Raw genomic sequence first — 20813 nt, 5'->3', positions numbered from 1 at the left:
CACCGGCGCGGGTCGACCGTTCTGCTTAGGATAGCGACCGATCCGTGACCGGCTGGTTGGGGCAGTAAGTTAATCTCAGGTCAAAAACGGTAGTGGGGATGGATCCAATGGGCTCGAGGCATCAGCAAAAGACGAGCACAATGCGGATTTCCATGCGGTGGATCATAGCCACTCTCGCCGTTATCTTGGTGTTCTCTTTCGTCTGGGTACTGGCCCGGGCGATCATGGCGCGAGATGAGCTACTGGGCGCTGTCCCCATTGCCAGCAGAGTTGGTTCACAAGTGTTGTCGGATGGCGCGGACATCACAGCGGATCTGGACGAGCTGCAGTCGCGCGCGTCAAACGCGAAGGCGCTCACATCCGATCCGATCTGGCGTGCGGCCGAATTCACGCCGTTTATTGGAGAAAATCTAGTCGCTTTTCGACAGGCAGCTTCTTTGGTTTCTGATCTGGCGGACGGTGCATTGCCGCCGTTGTCCGAGCTCGCGGGGACGTTCGATTTGAAGACCCTGCAGCCGGTAAACGGGCGGCTCGAACTAGAGGCTTTTTCAGCTGCTCAGCCGATGCTCGGAGAAGCTAGGGTGGCCCTGGATGCGGCCGACGAATCAGCTGCGCTCATAAAGACGGAAAATACGATCCCGCAGATAGGTAGCGCGGTTGACCAGATCGTTGACTTGGTATCTAAGGCGAAGGGAGTTATCGACGGGGTTGACACCGCGGCGTCGCTGCTTCCGTCGATGCTCGGTAGCGAGGGTCCAAGGAGCTACCTCCTGCTTTCGCTGAACAACGCTGAACTGCGTGCGACCGGCGGTCTTCCGGGGGCGATCGCGGTTATCGAGGCCGACCAGGGGGCGCTGCAGCTCGGAACGCTGTCGTCCGCGTCAGCGCTCGGAGAGCTAGCTGAGCCCGTGTTGGATCTATCGGTCGCCGAAGAAACGCTGTACGGCGACGGGCTGGCGACTTATATGCACGACGTCAATTACACTCCGGACTTTGCTCGGAGCGGGGAGCTGGCTCAGGCTATTTGGCTAGAGAAAACCGGCCAAAGCGTCGACGGGGTAATTTCGGTCGACCCAGTCGCTCTCGGGTATCTCCTCGCGGCAACGGGTGACATAGACGCTGGTTCGGGGATCACTCTCACCTCGGAGAATGCGGCTGACGTGTTTTTGAGTGAGGCATATTCTCTCTTTGAGGGTCCATCGCAACAGGACGCGTTTTTTGCTGAAGCGACCGGGAACATTTTTGAGTCCTTCACACGGGGGGGTGCTGATGCGCGAACCCTCGTCGAATCGCTCGCAAGAGGCGCCGATGAGAACCGCATACACGTTTGGAGTGCGGATGACAACGAGCAAGCGCAGCTGCTGGGCACGTCCGTGGCCGGGGCGGTGCCTGTCAGCACAGAAGCCTCAACCGGATTTGGCGTGTACTTTAATGACGCAACCGGGGCAAAGATGGATTATTACCTCACGGGAGCTGTTGCAATCGCCTCCGGAGTATGCCGGAACGACGAGCGACCGAACTTCGAGGTGAAGGTCCGGCTTTCGTCCTCTTCGCCCCTGGACGCTGCTACTAGCCTGCCTCCATATGTGACGGGCGATGGCGCGTTTGGGGTGGAACCCGGCAATATCAGAACCAACGTATTTGTATATGCCCCAGAGAACTCGACGCCGTTCAGCGTCACTGTCGATGGCGAAGAACATGCATTCGTCGCAGCGGAACATGACGCTCATTCCGTGGCAGGCATCACTGTTGAGCTGTCGCCGGGCGAGGCATCGGTCGTTTCGATGAAGTTCGTTGGCCCGGCGGGAGCCGCGGAGGCTGTCGCGCTCCAGCACACCCCGATGACGGGTCCCGTTGAATCATCGCTCGACAACTATCTAGATTGCGATAGCGTCGCCCCAGCGCCAATCGAAGATGAGAACGAGTCCGGAGCCTGACTTCCACCGGCGTCTGACGAGGGCCTATATTGAGCGGACCCTCGGACGGCGTGGCCGCACGGGGCGTAGCTTCCATCTCGACTACGAGCATGTTCACGATGACCTCCGATAAGGTTCCTTTGGGGGGATTAAATGACTGCGGTAGGGGATTCAAAAGCTGCTGGTTATCGTGTGAGCGGCGAGACTAGTTCAAATCCGGATTGGGCGCGGTTGTTCGCGCGTAGGCTTACGGTGACCGACTTTGTGGTCATCGTTTGGGCTGTGATCGGAACTCAAATTGCATGGTTCGGAACGTTGAGCTCGGAACTGAATGTTGGCCAGTACACCGGTGGTTTCGGCCTTAACTACACTCTGATCTCGGTCGTGCTGATTATTAGCTGGTCTGCGATACTGGCGATGTTCGGAACCCGCGACTCTCGCGTGATCGGCACCGGGACCAACGAATACAAAAGACTCGTGGACGCGACAGTTCGACTTTTCGGCATCGTCGCCATCATCGCCTTTCTGTTCCAGCTCGATCTCGCGCGCGGATATATCGTTATGGCGCTCCCGATCGGTTCCTTGGCACTGCTCGCCAGCCGATGGATGTGGAGGCAGTGGCTTTCAGCCCAGCGCGCCCGAGGGTTGTACAGCTCCCGTGTGCTTCTCGTTGGTTCGCGCGTGAGCGTCACTGCAATCGCACGGGAGCTCCTTAGGCTGCCCGAGGCTGGCTATCTCGTAGTTGGCGCCTGCGTTCCGGGCGACGCGATCGGCGAGTATCTTTACGGCCGCATCCCGGTATCAGGCAACCTCGACCAGCTTCAGTCAGCGATGGAGGCGTCGGGTGCAGACACAGTCGTTGTGACAAGCAGTGACGAACTGCCGCCGGAACGTATTCGCCAGCTAAGTTGGTCGTTGGAACCGGGTCGCCAGCACCTGGTGCTTGCGCCCAGCCTCACGGATGTGGGCGGGCCCCGAATCCACATGCGGCCGGTCGCCGGCCTTCCCCTCATTCACGTCGAAACGCCGCGCTACGAGGGGCTGAAGCGGTTCTCAAAACGAGCGTTTGACATTGTCTCTTCCAGCATTCTCATTGCGGTACTTTCACCTGTACTGATAGCGGCAGCCTTAGGAGTTCGTCTATCGACGCCAGGTGGAGTGATCTTCAAGCAGGACCGCGTGGGTCTTAACGGAGAGCACTTCCAGATGCTGAAGTTTCGATCGATGGTCGTTGACGCTGAAGCACGACTCGCGGAGCTGGGTGAAGTCGATCGGGCCGAGGGCAACACCGTCATGTTCAAGATGAAGAACGACCCGCGGGTGACGCCGATTGGTGGCTTTTTACGCCGCTTCAGCCTCGATGAACTACCCCAGCTTTTCAACGTTCTTTCAGGCAGCATGTCGTTAGTCGGCCCGCGCCCGCCGCTTGACCGCGAGGTCGCTGTATACGAACACCACGTTCACCGACGGTTCTTGGTCAAGCCGGGGATCACCGGCCTCTGGCAGGTTAGCGGGCGCTCGAACCTGTCCTGGGAGGACACTGTCCGGCTCGACCTCTACTACGTTGAGAACTGGTCGATCACCGGCGATTTGCTAATTTTGTGGCGCACAGCTCGGGCAGTGGTGGCGCGCGATGGCGCGTACTAGTCTCGGCGCGAGTTTTTTGTCACAGTGCGGCGGATACAATCCGCCTCCAGGTCTTCGAGTTCTGGCCCGGTGGGGAGCTGTTTATCGCGGTCGGCACCCCCCCTTGCGGGGGAGAGTTAACTTACCCGTAACGTAACTTTTCCTAGGTATCTGCGACCTTTGCCCTATAGTGGACGTAATAGCAGGGGATATCATCGATGATTTGCGCGCTGATAATCCCCTTTTTTGATTTCTAGGGGGATCACGTGAAGACACGACTTATTGCAACTGCCATCGTTGCTGGAGCACTCGTGCTCGGCGCACAGACCTCAGCTTTCGCTGCGGACTACACAGGCGAAGTAACGAGCAACACCGTTGCGCCCGGCGGAACCATCACTTACTCGGCTGACGATACCGACGAGGACCCGTTCACCACCGGGACTGCGTCGCTCACCGGCGAGCTTGCACTCGAGGAAGCCGTCATCACGCCCGCGTCCACGCTCGTTACTTCTGTGACGACTGACGCTGCCGGCGACCTGGACTTCTCTATCAAACTTCCGACAAGCGCGCCCGTCGGCAGCGTCTACACGCTCGAAGTGATCGTTGGAGAGTTCTACGACGTGCAGACGTTTGTTCTCGCTGGGGTACCTGTTGACACTGCCGCCAACGCTTCGGGCGCGCTGCCCAGCACCGGCGTCGACGCGACGCCTTACGTATGGTTCGGTGGCGGACTCCTGATCCTCGGAGCTGGCCTCGTGTCGGTTCTCGCGTTCGTTCGTCGTAGCAGCAAGACCGCGTAGTAGCCTAGTTCAGTTTCAACGGAGAGGGTCGCCGAGAGGCGGCCCTCTCCTTTTTAATGTTGTTGTGATTCGATAGACCTTGTATGGGAAAGGCCCGGGGCTAATGTCGTTGTCTTCAGAACAGTTCCGCGTGCTCTTCGTATGTACAGGGAATATTTGCCGCTCGGCTATCGCGGAGCAGGTATTCCGAGCGCGCTACGGTTCAGAATCGGTGGCGTTCGCAAGTGCGGGAACTGGAGCGCTCGTCGGGGCGCCGATGCCAGAGCAGGCTGCCGATATTTCTCGCCGGCTCGGGGGGGACCCGCAAGAACACTCGGGAAAGCAGCTCTCGCGGGCATTTGTCGAAGCTGCCGACGTCGTGATCGCGTTGACGCGTGAACATCGCAGCGAGATCGTGCGTACCCTCCCTCGGGCCAGCCGTTATACATTCACGCTGCGCGAGTTTGCGCGGCTCATGGAGAGTTACCAAGGTGATGCCGAGGCGAGACCGCTGACTCAGGGGCCGGGGGTTTCGCTGGCGGATACATTGCGGTCAGCCGTCCCGATTCTGGCTGCACAGCGCGGTTACGCCGAGGCGCCGCCTACGCCGGACGACGACGACGTCATTGACCCGTACCGCCGGCCGCAAGAAATATACGATCTTTCTGGTGCTCAGATTAGTGACGCAGTGGACAGAATCGCGTTTGCTGTAGAGATCCTCAAGTACCGACGCTAACGCGGACATTTGCGCCTTTTCCCGTGACATAAACTCGACTCAAGCTGGGCGAACGGGGGAGGGGCACAATGCGCTTCGCGTCCCCAACACCCGCGGTCACGGGCGCTACAAATCGGTCGCTTGCCAAGGCAACCCACACGGTCGGGCTGACATGCGTTGTAGGAGCGTTCCTCCTCCTGGAGACCCTGCAGGTTACGCTCCCGCGGAGCGAGCTGTGGCCGGCATTGGTCGCGATAATCGTCCTCGGAGTGCTCCTCGTCCGAGTGGATCGGTCGCGCACGACCACTAACTCTATGGTCTTTCTCGTGCTCGGAGGAGACTGCCTGTTTGTTGTCGCTGCCGTCGTGAATTCCCAAATTCCAAACTCCGACACATCCAGCGCCTACCCGATGATGCTGGTGAAGATAGCACTCATCATGCTCAGCGGTCCGTCCCGGAGCCTTGCGCCATCCTTGCTTTGGTCAGTCGTAGGGTTTCTCGTGGCGGAGGTGAGCGTCGGCGGCGCGACTCTGCTCTCTGGCGGAGCTCTCCAGCTAGATTTGACCGCCATAGGTGCGCTGGCCTCTGTACTCGTTCTGCGGGTCGTGTCGGCGGCAGCGGGTAGGCGGCACATTCGCGCCCGGGAACGGGTTTATGGATCAGCTCGTGAAGAGCGCGCGGCACAGGAAGATGCGCGAGCAGAGATGCGTGCTTCGGCGCTACTGCATGACACAGTGTTGAGCGGTTTGTCCGCCGTTGCGGTGGCGGTTCCGGGAAGGCTAGCGCCGGATTTACGCGTGCAGCTGCAGCGTGATCTGGATTTACTGCGAGGTGGGAGATGGCTCTTCGACGGCGACGCAGTTTATGGAGGAAGTGCAGAGGACGGTCAGGACTCGAACGGATTCTGGGCAACCGTTTCATCGGCCCGTGAGTTTGGCTTGCAAATTGACGTCACTGGAGACGTGGCGGCGCTTGCCGACCTACCCGCCGCGCGCGAGGCCGCGCTGGCTCTTGCGGTCCAGCAGTGTCTCGTCAACGTTATGAAACACTCCGGCGCCGGACGTGCTGAAGTTGTTCTGGCGAGATCGGAGACCGAGGTTTCCGTCATGGTCGTTGATGACGGCAAGGGATTCGTGCTCGAGAGTCCCAGTGCCGACCGGCTGGGGTTGCGTCAATCGGTGGCCCGGCGTGTGGAGGATGTCGGGGGATCGGTACGCGTGTGGTCGGCTCCGGGCCGCGGCACATCGGTGATGCTCAGATTGCCTGCATCGTGAGTACGGCAAGTGGTCGCCAATTGGTGGCGTCAGTTCGACAGCGACAAACCACGGTCGAACCCAGCTCGCGAACGATCGAACCGCTGGGCACCCGGGCCTCCCGCCCACTTACGATCAGCGCAGCCGCGCTCGCGTTGTTTCTCGCCCTCGTGATGACCGCGCTACGACGGCACGACATCGACGAGTTGTGGCTGATGGCTCTCGCCCTTACAATTTTGGCCGCGTCTTGTGTCTTACTAGTACTTGCATCGCGCACTTCGCTTCCCGGAATTTCGGGGCGGCAACACTTTCTCATCGCGGGGTTGGCTTGTGTTGCCACCTTCTTGGCGGCGATGTCTCAGTGGCGGAGCAACGAGTTTCTTCGCGACGACTGGGGCCACCTGGCGCTCGGAGTTGTTCTGGTCGCGATGTCACCATACAGACCTACTCGCTACCTCGTTCTGGCGGGAACGGTCTGCGGCTCATTCGTCGCCGGTCTGGCGTTGTACCAAAGCGTGTACTTCGCGACGCCCCTGTCGCCCATCACTTTCGCTATAGTCGCGGCGATTCCCGTGGTTGCTCTTTCTTTGGCAGGCGCGGCCTACGCCCACGCCGCGACGCAATCGCGGGCTCGCTGGCGCGCTGCTGCGCTTCGCTTCGGGAAGGGTGACGAAGGCGAAGCGTCGCCGACAATGTTGGCGAAGCCGCAGCGAGTCAGACTGCTCAACGGGGAAGTGATGCCACTGCTGGAGCGAATACTTAACCGCGACTCCATCTCGGCGCCCGACGCCAGCGATGCCGCAAGCGTAGCCGCGATAGCGCGCTCGATCATGGTCGCTGAGGCGAACCGTACCTGGCTAGACGCCGTTATCGCGGCGCATGCGGCCAATTTTCTCGTGGCTGGGCGCGAGGGTATCCGGAAGAGCGCAGTGCGAGACGACGCGCGGCTGTCGGATGCGATGGACTTCCAGCAGCGCACCGCCATACGCGCTCTGTTGGGCGCGATATTTACCCACCCCGAATTTCTGGCGAGTAGGTTTTCAGCCGCAGTTGCTGTGCTGCCAGGTGGGCACAAACGGCTCCTGATTGAGGCAATATTTGGAACACCGGAGCGCGCGAACAGCTCGCTCAAACAGTGGCCCTTCGGACCATCGCTTCGGTGGTCAGTGCAGCGAGCGATCGGCCACCTGCTGACCGTGACCCAGCGAGCATTTCCCTGGCAGGACGTGATCATGGACTCGTCCGGCTCTGCGCTCAAACTGACACTAAGGTTCTCGTATGGGCACTAGCAGCGGCGCGATGCATCCCAGCTCGACCGTGTCCGGAACGTCGACGCCGCAGGTGGCACCGAACAAAAGAATACGCCTCGCTCTGCTGGACGACCACGAGGTGCTCCTAGACAGCCTTAGCAGCTGGATTTACGCCAACGCCCCCGACTTTGACCTCGTGCTCAGCGCGAGCAGCTGGCTGCAGCTGGTGCATAGCCAAAACTTTCCAACCGACCTCGTTTTTCTCGACTTTCAGCTGAAAGAGCCGGTATCGATTGAGGCCCGGGTTCGCACCTGCCGTGCTGCCGGAGCGAAGGTCATAGTACTAACCAGCCTAGATTCGCAGGAATCCGAGGATAGAGCGATGGCTGCGGGAGCAGCTGCGTTCATGTCGAAGACCCGCTCGATGCGTGAGGTGATGGTTGTCGCTCGCGCTGTGATGGGGCTTGCCAGTGATCCAGGGCTACAAAAAGACTGGCGTCCGCTTCCAGGCGGGGCAATGAAACAGCAGGCACCGAAGCTCAGCGCAGGCGAGGTGGAAGCGCTTCGCCTGTACGTGTCGGGTTTGAGTACGGTCGAAGTCGGCGCCGCAATGGGCGTTCAATACGAGACGGCGAAGACCTACCTGCGGCGCGTGCGCGAAAAGTACGCGAAGGTAGATCGTCCAGCAAGTAAGAAGGCGGACTTGATCCGCCGCGCAGCAGAAGATGGGTACCTCAAATAGTGTCAAAGCTTTACTTTCGCTATGGAGCGATGAACAGCGGCAAGAGCACGGCGCTGCTGCAAGCGGCTTATAACTACGAAGAGCGTCACCAACAGGTGCTCCTCGCAAAGCCCGAAGTCGACACCAAGGGGGAGTCGCTCATCGTCTCCCGCCTTGGGGTATCCCGAGCCGTCGATTTCACCGTCGCTCCGACAGACTCCCTGCGGGATTCTTTCGCTTCGGAGCGAGCGCGCGTTCTCTCTACGACAGGCGTAGACGTCAGCTGTCTCCTCGTCGACGAAGCGCAGTTTCTTTCCTCCGAACAGATCGACGATCTTCTGCGCATCGCCATCCTTGACGGGGTGCCGGTGCTCGCGTATGGCATCCGTACCGATTTCCAGACGATCGCGTTTCCTGGATCGCGTCGGCTGCTGGAAGTTGCGCATTCGCTTGAGGAACTGAAGACGATTTGTCGCTGTGGACGGAAGGCCGTGTTTAATGCCCGTCGAGTCGGAGAGGCGTATGTGTTTGATGGAGATCAGGTCGCCATCGATGGTGAAGACGTCACCTACGAATCGCTGTGCGGCGCCTGCTACCTCGAGGAATCTAACGGGGTGCTGGGACGCGCCTCGTTGACTCACGCCACGGAGCTGCGAAGACTCTTGTAGATATGGGTACGCGCGCAGGTGCTTGGGGGCGATGGCCTGGTAGGAGCCACAAGATCGCAACGACACGATTAGCGCGCTTGAAGGACGACACGATTAGCGCGCTTGAAGATTGGGTCAAGTGGTGCGATCGGCCGTTATGCCTCGCACGGTGATTCTGCGGGACACCGTCTTGCCCACAGCAACAGATAGCCGGTGGCTCGGTCGTTCAACAAGCTTATAGAACGCAAACGCGGCGGCGATCGATACTGGCGCGGCAAACCACGAGAACTGCGATCCAAACAGATAGCAGATCGCCAGCACGATCGGTTCGTGTACAAGGTAGAGGCTGAAAGAGATCAGCCCGAGTGCGGTCACAACGGGAGATTGCAGGAGTCGCACCGCTCGTGGCCAGAATGCCGCGAGAAGGACAGCGCCAGCAGCGCCAATAATGACGAATATCCGTGCCAATGAGAGGAGGAACTCCGACCCATCAAAGGCGAGAACGATCCATCTAAGAGACATCATCGTGGCAATAGCTGCGGCGAGCGCCACCCAGGTCCAGGTACGCAGGACCGCTACGAACGCGGCTATCCGACGTAAGGCCTTCGCGAAAAGACACCCGATCGCAAAGGTGGCCATGTACACAACCGATTCCGTTCCCGTTACCGCGCCGATCCCGACAATGCAGATCACCGCAAGCAACTTCGCGATCCACCACTTTGGTAGAACCACGACGAACGCAATATAGGCGGGCAAGAGGAGCGAGAATAGGACTTCCCACTGCAGAGTCCAGAGGGGGCTGATGACATCTGACGGCCCCCCAATGAGCGCTAAGTCTTTTAGTATGCCGACCATGCTCGGATCAGGGCGCGAGCTGAGCCAAGAACCTAGAGAACCATCCGCTACCCGGGGAACTACCGTCGCCAGTACGGTCCCGAACAAAACCGCCACCCACACTGGGAGATAAAGTCGCAGAAGACGTTTTGGGTAGTAAACCCTCCACGAGAAACCTCTCACTCCGGCCCGAAGTACCGGAAGCGTGAGCACTAGCCCGCTGAGCACGAAGAAAATCGCGACCGCGGCAGTTCCATCCCAGAAGAGGTGCAAGGGGCTGTAGGTAATCATCCATTGCAGCGAGTAGGGCGGTGGACCTGACTCGCCCCGCAGCGCTACGCCGGCGAAGAGCTCCGACGTGAGCATGATGTGGGTGAAGACGACGACGAGTGATGCGACCCCACGCAGCCCGTCCAGTGAAATTAGTCGGTCCATGTTTACCCCCGGGGCGAGCCTATCGGACGGACCACGCGTGAACCTCGATCGCGAACCGCAGATCTCGGAGGTTGCTTCGATGTTGTCGAATGGAGGCCGCGCGCACATCACTGATCGAGTGGCTCGCCCTCTGCCCCGAAATGGGGCCGAGGGTCCCCTTTTAGGAGGACGTTAGCGGAGATATGCTCAGTAAGTGCCCCTAGACCCTGGGCGCAGTTCGGACCTCGCGATGACTCGCAGCACTGCGCGCCTAAGTCGGCGTAAGTTGATCACCCTTGCTGTCGTACTAGCAGCCCTAGTCCTGTTTGGTGTCGCGATAGCCGCCCCGGGCGGCGCGGCACGCGAGGCTGTCGCTGCGGTCACGAAGTACCGTGAATGCTTCATCGCGGGTGGCACTTCCGATAATGCGAACGCGACTGTGGGCATGGGCGATTCGATCACAGCGGGGAACACAAACGCGTTGGTCAACGTCGGGGCCAATAACTCCTACTTCGACATCCTTGGCTGCAAAGACGATTCACCTATCACATACGTCGCTAACCTCGGGATTCGTCGGGACACTTCCGCGCAGGTGCTCGCCCGGGTACCGGACGCTATTGCGCTGTCCCCGCGTCAGGTGCTCATCCTCGCGGGAGCCAATGACATCATCACGGGTGCCGATTCCGAGACCATCAACAACCTCGACGCGATCCGTACTGAATTGGAAGGAGAGGGGATTCGAGCGGTGTTCGGCACGCTGCCTCCGAGCGATATCTATCCCGCAGAAACCATCGCGATGAACGCGCAAATCACAGAATGGGCTTCAATTAACTCTGCTTTTGTCATCGACTACTGGCCCGAGATCGCTGACAGCGACGGGCACTACGAGCCTGGCTTCTCTCCCGATGGAATTCACCCGAGTCCGGAGGCAAGCCGGATCATGGCGGAGGCCGCAACCGACTGGTTGAAAGCGAACCCACTCCCGTGACCATCAGGAATCTCCAATCAGCGCCACCAAAGCAAGAGTCCACCGGCAGCGGTGTTCCTCGTACCTGCCCAGAGTGTGGCCACGAAGCGGGTATGCCCCGCTCTCGACTATCTGTCGCCATCGCACAGCGGATGGGGCTGCGACCGCGAGCGGCAGCGTGCGAGGTCATATTGTCCTCTATAGAATCCGGTGATGGCATGCCTGGCGAGTGCTTGTGCCAGACATCCTTTCACGGGTCCTAGGCGACCACATTCGCCTACCGGACCCGAGATCGTTCGGCCGTGATCCTTTTGCCCATATAGACCTCGAGTCCAGGCCGCCAGACGCGATCAGCACGTAAGCGTGTGTCTGCTCCATCCGCACCGGGCATTGAGGTCCGGGAGTCTGATATCGAGAGCATCAGGCAGGGCACTATGCACTGCAGCCCAAGTATCTCGTTCGATTCTTGTCGACGCAGGGCCCCGCGCTGATTGCGGAGTAGCACGAAGTCCGACAGCGCGAAACGGCTCCAATTCTTCTTCAGCCCGGTCACGTTGTGCCACGTTCGAAGCAGTTCGATCTATCGCGATACGTTTTGGCGCCCTGGGGTTTCGCAACTATCGCAGACAATCGCGAATCCGTGTGTCAATGTCCAATTGGAACTGCCCGTAGGCGGCCAGCAGAATTGCCAGCTGGTGGCCACGGAAACTGCCAACTCATGGGTTGGGTTCTAGTGAACGTCGCAACACTCTTCACCTTGAAAGTTGTTGAAAGCACGCCCGAAACACCAATCACGCCCGCGCCGCGGAGGGTTTACCGGGAGGCCGAGAAGGCCCAGTTCCTCGAGGCGTTTGAGCGCCTCGGAAAAGTGAGCCTTGTCAAGCCCCGGGTTTTGTGGAGGCTCGGTTATGCCCGTTCTAGTGCTCTAGTTCTCTAGTGACGGGTTGGTCGGTGTAGAACTTGCTCTCGGCTTCGACCGGCGGGATGTGACCGATCTCGCCGTGCAGGCGCCGGTGGTTGTACCAGTCGACATATTCGGCGTCCGCTATCTCGAGGTCATCGATGCCTTTCCAGGGTCCGAAGTTTCGGACGAGTTCGGCTTTGAAAAGCGAGTTCAGTGCCTCTGCCATCGCGTTGTCGTAACTGTCGCCCTTGGACCCGACCGAGGCGACAGCCTCGGCGGCCTGTAGGAGTTCGGTGTATCGCACAGCCCGGTACTGCACTCCGCGGTCGCTGTGATGGGTCAGTTGCGACACGTCGCGGCCCTCGCGGCGGCGGGTCCACAGCCCCATTTCCAATGCGTCTAATGCCAGATCGGTATGCAGCGAGGTTGAGAGCTGCCACCCGACGATGCGGCGGGAAAACACATCGAGCACGAACGCCGCATAGACCCAGCCCGAGAACATGCGCACATACGTGATGTCGGCAACCCACAAGCAGTTCGGTGCCGGCGCCGTGAAGCGGCGGTCGACGAGGTCCTCCGGACGGTTGCTCAGGGGCCCGGGATCGTGGTGCGTGGTCCCTTGGCGCGGCTGATTCCCCGTAATCCCTCGCGCCGCATCAATCGTTCGACCGTGCATCGGGCCACCGGGTGGCCGTCACGTTTCAGCTGCGCATAACCTTCCTTGCCCCGTAGACGCCGTAGTTTTTCGTGTGCACGTCTCTGATTTTCACGACGGTCTCCTCGTCCGTTATCGCGCGTTTCGACGCCGACCTGTCACGCGCTGCGTAGTAGCTCGACGGGGCGACCTGCAGTTCCCTGCAGATCGGCTCGACCCCGAATTCGTGCTTGTTGGTGTCGATGAAGTCGACTATCTGATCGAGGGGGGGCGAGCTCCGCCGCGAAGAAAGCCGACGCGCTCTTCAGAATTGCGTTCGCGCGACGCAACTCCCGCACCTCGCGCTCGAGCTCTGCCAGGCGGGTCGCGTCATCGGTCGTCGTGCCGGGACGCACACCACGGTCAATCTCGGCTTGGGCGACCCATTTACGTAACGAGTCGGGTGACAGACCGAGTTGTTGAGCGACGCGGGCGCAGGCTCCGCGGCGTCCGCCGGGCTCGTCGCGGGCGGCGAGCACGAGACGCACGGCACGGTCTTTGAGTTCGTCGGGGTATTTCTTGTTGGCCATGATTCTTAACCTTCCAAAGGATCAAGAACCTCCATTAAACCCGGGGCGAGACACCTCGCCGCTCGCGCTTCGGGCCTTCATCCCGCCACCTGCTACAAGTGGCTCGTCGATGCTGGCATCGATGCCAAGAAACACAGCCGGGCCCGACGTGTGGAGTAATTCCGACTCCGAGAATCCGGTATTCCGCGCATCGAACAAGCTCAGCTCACCGGCCTGCATATTCGCACGGCGATCGACTGGGGCCAAGGTATCTAACCCGCTGATAACCGCCGCGTCTACCCGGACGGGCGCATTCTCGACAACAACAAGGAGGTGCCTGTACTCAGCGAAGCCCGTCAACGCCTGCTGCTTCCCCTGGTGGAGAGGCAGCTCGGTACTTGTCGCTGATCGACAGGGCGAAGATCCGTGACCTATCCGCCACCGGATCATCGATCCGGTCTATTGCGCAGGCCATGTTGCGGTCTCCGTCAACGATCAGACGGGAGCTGCGCCGAAACCAAGCCGACACCGGTTCCTACGAGCCCTACGCCGCGCACTGCGCTGCCGCCGAGCGGCGACCCCGGCCGAAAGAGATCAAACTCGTTGAGGGCTCACGGTTACGCGAGTACGTGCAGGAGAAGGTGCAGATCCGCTGGTCTCCCGGGCAAATCTGTCACGCTGGGATCGAGGAATATCCGGACGATCAGAAGATGCCTATGTCGCCCGAGACAATTGGAAGCCCTCTACCTGCAGTCGCGGGGCGGGCTGAAGAAAGAGATTCAGGCGGCATTGCGCACTGGCAGCACCGCCGCAAACCCCAGAACACCGGCCACGCGAGCCGGCCGCGGTTTGCTGATCCTATTATCATGATCATGATCGCCGACCGCCCGCCCGAGATCGAAGGCCGTGCCGTGCCCGGGCGTTGGGAGGGAGACCTCATCATCGGGGCCGCAAACCAATCGGCAAAATCACCGTAGTGTTGCAATGACTACTCGAAATCGCCGCCGCTAACATGTGTCCTTCAAGCATGCGTGGTTGGCTCCGCCGGCCGTCGTCTACTCCGATCTAGCACCCGGACCCCAAACCTTTATCGCGCCGCTGGGCGGGATTTGACTGAGTTTCCCGAATGGGGGCCACCGGGTAACCGCGCCGGTGAGATAAGTTCATAAACGCATCCCCAGACCCCGGGTGCAGTCTAGGAACATTAATGTCCTCCGGCCGTTTATCCAGCCCTCGATCACGCGGTGGTTCACGCAAGAGACGTCGCAATCGACCTCAACGCAATGCTTGGGTCCTGCTATTCTCGGCGCTGGTCTTGGCTCTCGTCAGCGTAGGCGGACTCGCGTACGTCAACAACCAGCGCGCTAAAGCGATCGCGGTCGAGTCGGCGAACACCGCTCCCATAGCCTCGCCGACCGGGGAGGAGACGCTGCAGCCGCAGAAAATTGGTTTCATCGGTGACTCATGGGCCGGCGGAGCGGGGGCAGGCGGCGGTCGCGACAACAGCTATGCGGGTATCGCTGCGAAAGAATTAGGGTGGTCGTACCTTATCCTCCCCGGCGGCGGTACCGGCTACCTGCAGGAGAACACGACGACGGCAGAGAAGCCCTTCTCTGCGCGAGCCGCTGAACTCATTGCGTTCGCACCCGATGTGGTGGTGGTGCAAGGTAGCAGCAACGACTACCGCTACACCACGATCCAGATTCAGGAAGCAGCATCCGCGCTATTTGCCCAGATTCGCGCGGCGCTCCCCGATGCAAAGATCATTGCCGTGGGCGTGATCGACTCACCCGCTGCCGACGAAACCGAACTGAGTTCCTCGCGATCGGGTGTTAGCGCGGCGGCCGCGTCTAACGATATCCAGTGGGTAGACGGCAATGCCGAGGGGTGGCTGGAACTCGAAACGGATTTCGTTGACGGATACCACCCCAACCTCGTCGGACACCAGAAAGTCGCGCACCATCTCGTGTCGATCGTTGAGGCGGCGGTAGCAACGGACTAGCTCTCCTGGCAAGCCGACGTCGGCTACAAACAAGAACTTGACAGCGCGGGACGCCGTTCCTCAGCTCCTATCGCGTTGGCGTACCTGTTCCTCCGCCTGCTATGCAAGGCGGTCGAGAGCCGGAACCGGAAGCGAGCCCGATAATCGCTGAGGCACACTGAACTACCGTCTTGGGAGCCCAGGATGTGGTTGGCGCTGACTCGTTTCATTCGCTTTGTCGCGTCCGGACGCTGGCCCTCTGGCGAGGGATGACCGTCCGCGAGGCGGGGGTGCGGTGAGGGGGCGTTCGTCACGATTGGAACATGACGAATTTCACATCACCAGCCATTGAGGCGCGGGATCTCCGGAAGCAGTTTGCCGGCGGCGCTGCAGTCGAGGATGTCAGCTTCCCCGTGTCGAGCGGGCGCGTGGTCGGACTGCTTGGGCCAAATGGCGCGGGCAAGACCACCACGATCAGGATGCTGTTGGGCCTGGTCGCTCCTGACAGCGGGACCGCGCTCATCCACGGGAACCCGTACGCGGAGCTGACGGATCCGCTCAGTGTTGTCGGGGCGGTGTTGGACGCGGGAGGGCTGCATCCGGGACGGTCCGGACGGCAGCACCTGCGCGTTGCGGCCGCCCAGGCGCGGGTGGGCGCCGGCAGGGTCGACAAAGTGCTCGCCGAGGTGGATCTGACCGCTGCCGCGGACCGCCCGATCTCGGGGTACTCGCTCGGGATGCGTCAGCGCATCGCCATTGCGACGGCGCTGTTGGGTGCGCCGCGGATCCTGGTGCTGGACGAGCCGGCCAACGGCCTCGATCCGGCCGGGATGCGCTGGCTGCGCCAGCGGATCCGCGCTTTCGCCGACGGGGGCGGAGCGGTGCTGCTGTCGTCCCATGTGCTGTCCGATGTCAGCCAGATCGCCGACGACATCGTCATCATGCAGGCCGGACGCGTCGTCGCGGATCTGCCCCTGGCGGATGCCCTGGATGCGAACGACGGCGATCTCGAGCGGTTCTACCTCGAGCTCACCGGCGCCGGATCGGCGGTGCGCTGATGATCCTGTGATGCCGGCACTCGCCTCCGGACAGATCGGGCCCGGCGCGGCCGCGTTGGGTGACGACTTTCCGACGCTCGACCTGAGCACCGCGTCCGGCCAACTTAGCGCGCTCAATCCGCTTGGCACAGCCAGCGGCGGGGGATCGATCGGGATCGCGGTCATAACGATCGTTCTGCTGGGCGTGCTCGCGGGAACCAGCGACTACCGTTTCGGCGGCATCGTCACCACCGCGCTCGCCCAGCCTCGGCGCGGACGGATCCTGACGGCGAAGGCGGCCGCGATGGGGATCGTCGGCCTGCTTACCGGAGTGGTCTTCGCCGTGGTCAGCCTCGCGGCACTGCTCGCCACCCTTGTGCTCACCGGCACCCCGCTCGTGGTGGAGCCGTCGGTCGCGCAGCTGGTCACGGGGGTGCTGCCGGTGTGGGCGGAGCTGCTTCCGCTGTCGCTGGCCACGTCCGTGATTGGGACGGGCGCGTCGGGGCTGTCACTGCCCCTCGCGGGCGGGGTGCTCATCGCGCTCACGGGCGTCGACCTTGCTGCGGCCGGGGTGGCTTTGCGTCGCCGCGATGTGTGAGCCCTCAATACTCACCCAACCGGGACTCACCCAACCGGGCCGTTCTGGCCCCACGAAAGGACTCGAGATGAATCACGACCGTGCGCACGAGACATCCGCCACACCTTCAAACACCACGCCTTCAAGCACCACGCCCGCATCACCAGGACGCAAGAGACTGAGCATCATCGCCATCTCGACCGCGGCTGCACTGACCGTCGGGGCCGTGGCGTTTGGCGCCTGGAGCCGCACCGACGCGTTCGGCTCCGCACCGACCCCGCTCGAGGAGCGCATGCAGAGCCTGGTCGATGCGGGGTACCCGGCGGCGCTGGCATCCGTCACCGAGGCAGGCGGCGACCACGTCGATGTTGCGGTCGGCGAGGACAATATCGAGGAGGGGACGAAGGCCACCGCGGACGGCGAGGTGCGCATCGCGAGCAACACCAAGATGTTCGTCGCCACGATTGTGCTGCAGCTCGTCGAGGAGGGGCTGGTTGCGCTCGACGAGCCGATCGACACGTACCTTCCCGGACTGGTGGCGGGCGATGGCGTTGACGGCACGGTGATCACGGTGCGGCAGCTGCTGCAGCACACCAGTGGGCTGCCGGAATACGCTGACCAGGTCGCGGCCGACGCGTTTGGCGTGCAGGAGACGTATATCTCGCCGCGCGACATGCTCGACGTGGCGCTGGAGAAGCCCGCCGTCTTCGCGCCCGGGGAGAGGTGGGAGTACAGCAATACGAACTACCTCACGCTGGGGCTGCTGATCGAGCGGGTGACGGAACGTCCTTTATATGAGCAGGTGGATGCCCGGATCGTCGAGCCACTGGGGCTCCGCCACACGTATCTGCCCGTACCCGGGGAGATGGCGCTGCGCGGCGATCACCCGCGGGGGTATCACCTCGATGAGGCCGGCGAGCTGCGCGACATCACCTCGATGGACCCGTCGTTTGCGTGGTCGGCCGGGGCGATCGTGGCGTAGCCGAGCGACCTGAACCGGTTTATGCAGGGGCTGCTCGACGGTTCGCTGCTTGAGGACGAACAGCTCGCGGAGATGCAGACCACCGTTCCGGCGGGCGACGAGCTGTGGCCGGAGGCGACCTACGGGCTCGGGTTGCAGAGCTATCCGCTCAGTTGCGGCGGGGTGGCGTGGGGGCTCGGTGGGGATATTCCCGGAACCCAGACTCGCAACGCCGTGGGTCCGGATGGCACGGCGGTCACCATCGCCGTGACCGCGCTGCCGTGGGCGGTCGTGGACCAGACGGATGAGGAGAAGCTGCTGGAGCAGTACCAGATCGTCGTGGACGCGCTCGACGAGACGTTGTGCGACAAGTGACGCGTGGTTGACTCGGAGCATGCCTGTTGTGACTGCTGACTCCGGATCGCCTTCGGCGGCATCACGGCTTCGTGCCGCGGTGCCGCCGATCGTCGTTCTCGCGCTCGCCGTCGGGTACATCGGAGTGGACCTGGTCGAGGGGGTCGCGGTCGCCGACATCACTGACTTCGCCGCCGAGCCGACCCACGGCGTGGTGCCACCGCTCGTGCATGCCGGGTTCGTTGCGCTGCAGGCGCTCGCGCTCGTCTTTCGGCACCGGGCGCCGACACCGGTCTTCGCCCTGGTGGTGCTGCTGGATGCCGCGTTGCTCGCCACCAGCGGTGGCGAGCTCGGCACCGGCGCCCTGGCCGTGATGGTGGCCAGCTACGCGATCGTTCGCCGCGGGGACGGGCGCGCCCGGTACGTGACGATCGGCGCGGGAGGCGTGATTACCGCCGTCGTCAGCGCTGTTTCGATGGCGGTGGAAGCGGCCTTTGCGCCGCTGGTGATCCTGGCGGTGGTCGTGGCGCGTCCGCTGATTCAGTACGCGGTGCCGGCCGGGATCGCCGAGTACGTGCTCGCCCGGGAACGGCTGCTGCAGGCGCTTCGGGATCGCGCGGAGCTGGCCGAACGCGAGCGCCTGCGCAGCGTCGAACGGGAGCTCGCGGGGGTGCGCACCGCGATGGCGCGGGAGCTGCACGATATCGCGGCACACCACCTGTCGGGCATCATTGTGGGGGCGCAGGCGGCATCCGCTCTCATCAACACCGACCCGGACCGCACACGGGACATGCTGAAAACCGTGCAGCGCGACGCCCGCACCACCCTGGCGGATCTGCGCCGTACCGTCGGGCTGCTGCGGAGCGACGACCCGGACGACGGCAGCCGCGACGGCACCCGCGACGGCACCCGCGACGGCACCCGCGACGGCCGCCGCGACGGCACCTACGGCACCGGCAGGGGCGCGAGCGGGCAGCCCGCGACGATTCCGTCACTTGCCAAGATCGCCGACCTGGTGGACAAGGCGCGCGGGCGCGGGCAGCGTGTTGAGCTGTCGGTCGTGGGGGAGCCGCGCGTTCTGGGGCCGCTCGCGGAAACGGCGGGGTACCGCATGGTGCAGGAATCGCTCGCGAACGCGGCACGGCACGCGGCCGGCGCTAGGTGTCGCGTGCGGGTCGAGTACCTGGCGGAGGTCGTGAGAGTCACGGTCGAGAACGATGCCGGTAGCGACAACGATGCCGGTTCCGGCGCCGGGGCGGCTGCCGGGTCGACCGGGTCTGTCGGGTCTGCCGGTTCTGTCGGGTCTGCCGCGGGGTCGACCGCGGGCTCGAAGAACGTGACTCCCCGTACCGACCGTGATCGCGGCTACGGCATCTCGGGCATGGAGGAACGTGCCGACCTCGTGGGCGCCGACTTGACCACGGGGCCACTGGTCACCGGCGGGTGGCGTAATCGCCTCGACATCCCACTCGAAAATAATAGGAACGACTCATGATCAGACTGCTCATCGCCGACGACCAGGCCATTGTGCGCGCCGGGGTCGCCGTGATCGCCGGAGCTGAACCCGACATGATCGTCGTCGGGGAGGCCAGCGATGGAATTGAGGCGGTGCGGATGGCTCGGGCGCTCCGTCCGGATGTGGTCTGTATGGACATCCGCATGCCGAACATGGACGGAATAGCCGCTACCCGGGAGATCGTCGCGGACTCCGCGTTAAGCACCGAGGTACTCATCGTGACGACGTTCGACCTCGACGACGACATCTTCGCGGCGCTCGAGGCCGGGGCTGCGGGTTTTCTGCTGAAGGGGGCGGAGGAGACGATTTTGCTCGGCGCGATCCGGTCGGTTGCCGCGGGGGAGGGCACGCTCGATCAGCAGCTGACCCTGCGGGTGCTGCGCGAGTTCTCGCAGCGCGTCTCGCAGCACGGCGCCCATGCCAACGCCGATGCGAAGTCGGCGCGCTCGTCGCAGCCGCACACGTCGACGTCACGCGAGCCGACGCCACACACGCTGACCGCGCGCGAGCTGGACGTGCTCGGGCTGCTCGCCGAGGGCCTGTCCAACGTCGAGATCGGGGAGCGGCTCTTTATCGAGCCAACGACGGTGAAATACCACCTGGCCGGGCTGTTGCAGAAGATCGACGCGCGGGACCGGCTGCAGGCCGTGCTGTGGGGGATCCGGTCTGGGGTAATTGACCCGTTTGGGTGACTGGAAGCGCGTCGGTCGCGCGTGCGTGTGACCACGCGAGTCAGTCGCGCGGCCACACCGAGTTGCGGTATCGGCTGACTTCAGATTGAACTCTGCGACGACTTCCTGGCCTGTCCCAGTCACTTGTCTCCTGAGCTGACGGTCTCCGACGAACCGTTGAGCTGAGACGGTGACAGTCGAGCCGAGTTCGGCTTAGTGCTCGACGATCAACTGAGCGTGGTCACTCAGGTCTCCAGATTGGAAGGTGAACCTTGAACCGCTCAAGAAAAGACTTTGTAACCCTAGGGCGCTCGTGTCGACGAAAAATCAGTGACAATCAACCCTTGTCCGGGAAGGTCTCCATCTTCGGGTTATGTCCCCATAAATGCCTACATGATAAATAGTCGGAAAACTGCCATTGTCGAGATGTGAAAAAGAATCATGGATCAGACTCTCGCCGAGAGAGATCTGACGAAGTCCCGGCTCA

At 62.2% G+C, this 20813-nt stretch carries 18 protein-coding genes, 1 pseudogene and 1 other annotated feature; of the genes and pseudogenes, 17 read left to right on the top strand and 2 right to left on the bottom strand.

Features of this window, described 5'->3' with window-relative positions; genetic code table 11:
- Positions 1–140: 140 nt before the first annotated feature.
- From B0I08_RS16815 to B0I08_RS16780, 8 genes are all read left to right on the top strand, one after another.
- On the top strand, positions 141–1937 hold the full coding sequence (locus tag B0I08_RS16815; protein WP_181243470.1) for a DUF4012 domain-containing protein: 1797 nt from the start codon (positions 141–143) through the stop codon (positions 1935–1937).
- 231 nt (positions 1938–2168) lie between these two features.
- On the top strand, positions 2169–3563 hold the full coding sequence (locus B0I08_RS16810) for a sugar transferase (RefSeq protein WP_245884871.1): 1395 nt from the start codon (positions 2169–2171) through the stop codon (positions 3561–3563).
- Between the two features lie 245 nt (positions 3564–3808).
- On the top strand, positions 3809–4342 hold the full coding sequence (locus B0I08_RS16805; RefSeq protein ID WP_106214977.1) for an LPXTG cell wall anchor domain-containing protein: 534 nt from the start codon (positions 3809–3811) through the stop codon (positions 4340–4342).
- Positions 4343–4445: 103 nt separating this feature from the next.
- Positions 4446–5057 (top strand): arsenate reductase/protein-tyrosine-phosphatase family protein, encoded by a 612-nt coding sequence (locus tag B0I08_RS16800; protein ID WP_106214975.1) that lies wholly within the window; start codon positions 4446–4448, stop codon positions 5055–5057.
- 293 nt (positions 5058–5350) lie between these two features.
- Positions 5351–6310, top strand: coding sequence for a sensor histidine kinase (locus B0I08_RS16795; RefSeq protein ID WP_181243469.1), 960 nt, complete (start codon positions 5351–5353; stop codon positions 6308–6310).
- 332 nt (positions 6311–6642) lie between these two features.
- Complete coding sequence (locus B0I08_RS16790) at positions 6643–7578, top strand: hypothetical protein (RefSeq protein WP_146134463.1); 936 nt, start codon at positions 6643–6645, stop codon at positions 7576–7578.
- Between the two features lie 10 nt (positions 7579–7588).
- Complete coding sequence (locus B0I08_RS16785) at positions 7589–8281, top strand: response regulator transcription factor (protein ID WP_106215069.1); 693 nt, start codon at positions 7589–7591, stop codon at positions 8279–8281.
- Positions 8281–8928: a thymidine kinase gene (locus B0I08_RS16780; protein WP_106214969.1), complete on the top strand. Its 648-nt coding sequence runs from the start codon at positions 8281–8283 to the stop codon at positions 8926–8928. Before B0I08_RS16785 ends, B0I08_RS16780 begins: the two co-directional genes overlap by 1 nt.
- 114 nt (positions 8929–9042) lie before the next feature.
- Here B0I08_RS16780 and B0I08_RS16775 read toward each other — a convergent pair whose 3' ends face one another.
- Positions 9043–10176, bottom strand: a complete 1134-nt coding sequence (locus B0I08_RS16775; RefSeq protein ID WP_181243468.1) for an acyltransferase family protein — start codon at positions 10174–10176, stop codon at positions 9043–9045.
- Positions 10177–10600: 424 nt separating this feature from the next.
- Here B0I08_RS16775 and B0I08_RS16770 point away from each other — a divergent pair, with 424 nt between their 5' ends.
- Positions 10601–11143, top strand: a complete 543-nt coding sequence (locus B0I08_RS16770; RefSeq protein ID WP_181243467.1) for an SGNH/GDSL hydrolase family protein — start codon at positions 10601–10603, stop codon at positions 11141–11143.
- Between the two features lie 896 nt (positions 11144–12039).
- On the opposite strand, the pseudogene B0I08_RS16765 reads toward B0I08_RS16770, so the two are convergent.
- A pseudogene (locus tag B0I08_RS16765) lies at positions 12040–13250 on the bottom strand (IS3 family transposase).
- Positions 12863–12975 (bottom strand) — a sequence feature (AL1L pseudoknot). Its footprint overlaps the pseudogene before it by 113 nt.
- Positions 13251–13627: 377 nt before the next feature.
- Between B0I08_RS16765 and B0I08_RS16755 the strand changes: the two are divergent.
- The 8 genes from B0I08_RS16755 (at position 13628) to B0I08_RS16725 (ending at position 20347) form a co-directional block, all read left to right on the top strand.
- Complete coding sequence (locus B0I08_RS16755; RefSeq protein ID WP_106214961.1) at positions 13628–14206, top strand: helix-turn-helix domain-containing protein; 579 nt, start codon at positions 13628–13630, stop codon at positions 14204–14206.
- Between the two features lie 338 nt (positions 14207–14544).
- Positions 14545–15231, top strand: coding sequence for an SGNH/GDSL hydrolase family protein (locus tag B0I08_RS16750; RefSeq protein WP_181243466.1), 687 nt, complete (start codon positions 14545–14547; stop codon positions 15229–15231).
- A gap of 302 nt (positions 15232–15533) precedes the next feature.
- Positions 15534–16268, top strand: a complete 735-nt coding sequence (locus B0I08_RS16745; protein ID WP_106214957.1) for an ABC transporter ATP-binding protein — start codon at positions 15534–15536, stop codon at positions 16266–16268.
- Between the two features lie 10 nt (positions 16269–16278).
- On the top strand, positions 16279–16845 hold the full coding sequence (locus B0I08_RS16740; RefSeq protein ID WP_106214955.1) for a hypothetical protein: 567 nt from the start codon (positions 16279–16281) through the stop codon (positions 16843–16845).
- 67 nt (positions 16846–16912) lie between these two features.
- Positions 16913–17806 carry a serine hydrolase domain-containing protein gene (locus B0I08_RS16735; protein ID WP_219905702.1) on the top strand — a complete coding sequence of 298 codons (894 nt, stop codon included), beginning with the start codon at positions 16913–16915 and terminating at the stop codon, positions 17804–17806.
- Positions 17807–17827: 21 nt separating this feature from the next.
- Positions 17828–18160, top strand: a complete 333-nt coding sequence (locus B0I08_RS17940; protein ID WP_219905701.1) for a hypothetical protein — start codon at positions 17828–17830, stop codon at positions 18158–18160.
- A gap of 19 nt (positions 18161–18179) precedes the next feature.
- Complete coding sequence (locus B0I08_RS16730) at positions 18180–19634, top strand: sensor histidine kinase (RefSeq protein ID WP_181243465.1); 1455 nt, start codon at positions 18180–18182, stop codon at positions 19632–19634.
- The gene (locus B0I08_RS16725) at positions 19631–20347 is read left to right on the top strand and encodes a response regulator (RefSeq protein ID WP_106214951.1); all 717 of its coding nucleotides are present in this window, start codon (positions 19631–19633) and stop codon (positions 20345–20347) included. Before B0I08_RS16730 ends, B0I08_RS16725 begins: the two co-directional genes overlap by 4 nt.
- Positions 20348–20813: the final 466 nt, after the last annotated feature.

Origin of the sequence: Glaciihabitans tibetensis, assembly GCF_003003265.1 — a bacterium.
Lineage (GTDB): Bacteria > Actinomycetota > Actinomycetes > Actinomycetales > Microbacteriaceae > Glaciihabitans > Glaciihabitans tibetensis.
Note: the sequence above shows the minus strand (reverse complement) of the source record. Positions and strands in the feature narration are given on the sequence as shown.

Coding starts and splice junctions, on each gene's coding strand:
- B0I08_RS16740 (WP_106214955.1), top strand. CDS start 16,279: ATGCCGGCACTCGCCTCCGGACAGATCGGGCCCGGCGCGGCCGCGTTG.
- B0I08_RS16775 (WP_181243468.1), bottom strand. CDS start 10,176: ATGGACCGACTAATTTCACTGGACGGGCTGCGTGGGGTCGCATCACTC.
- B0I08_RS16725 (WP_106214951.1), top strand. CDS start 19,631: ATGATCAGACTGCTCATCGCCGACGACCAGGCCATTGTGCGCGCCGGG.
- B0I08_RS16745 (WP_106214957.1), top strand. CDS start 15,534: ATGACGAATTTCACATCACCAGCCATTGAGGCGCGGGATCTCCGGAAG.
- B0I08_RS16800 (WP_106214975.1), top strand. CDS start 4,446: ATGTCGTTGTCTTCAGAACAGTTCCGCGTGCTCTTCGTATGTACAGGG.
- B0I08_RS16735 (WP_219905702.1), top strand. CDS start 16,913: ATGAATCACGACCGTGCGCACGAGACATCCGCCACACCTTCAAACACC.
- B0I08_RS16785 (WP_106215069.1), top strand. CDS start 7,589: ATGCATCCCAGCTCGACCGTGTCCGGAACGTCGACGCCGCAGGTGGCA.
- B0I08_RS16730 (WP_181243465.1), top strand. CDS start 18,180: ATGCCTGTTGTGACTGCTGACTCCGGATCGCCTTCGGCGGCATCACGG.
- B0I08_RS16790 (WP_146134463.1), top strand. CDS start 6,643: ATGTCTCAGTGGCGGAGCAACGAGTTTCTTCGCGACGACTGGGGCCAC.
- B0I08_RS16770 (WP_181243467.1), top strand. CDS start 10,601: ATGGGCGATTCGATCACAGCGGGGAACACAAACGCGTTGGTCAACGTC.
- B0I08_RS17940 (WP_219905701.1), top strand. CDS start 17,828: ATGCAGGGGCTGCTCGACGGTTCGCTGCTTGAGGACGAACAGCTCGCG.
- B0I08_RS16815 (WP_181243470.1), top strand. CDS start 141: ATGCGGATTTCCATGCGGTGGATCATAGCCACTCTCGCCGTTATCTTG.
- B0I08_RS16795 (WP_181243469.1), top strand. CDS start 5,351: ATGGTCTTTCTCGTGCTCGGAGGAGACTGCCTGTTTGTTGTCGCTGCC.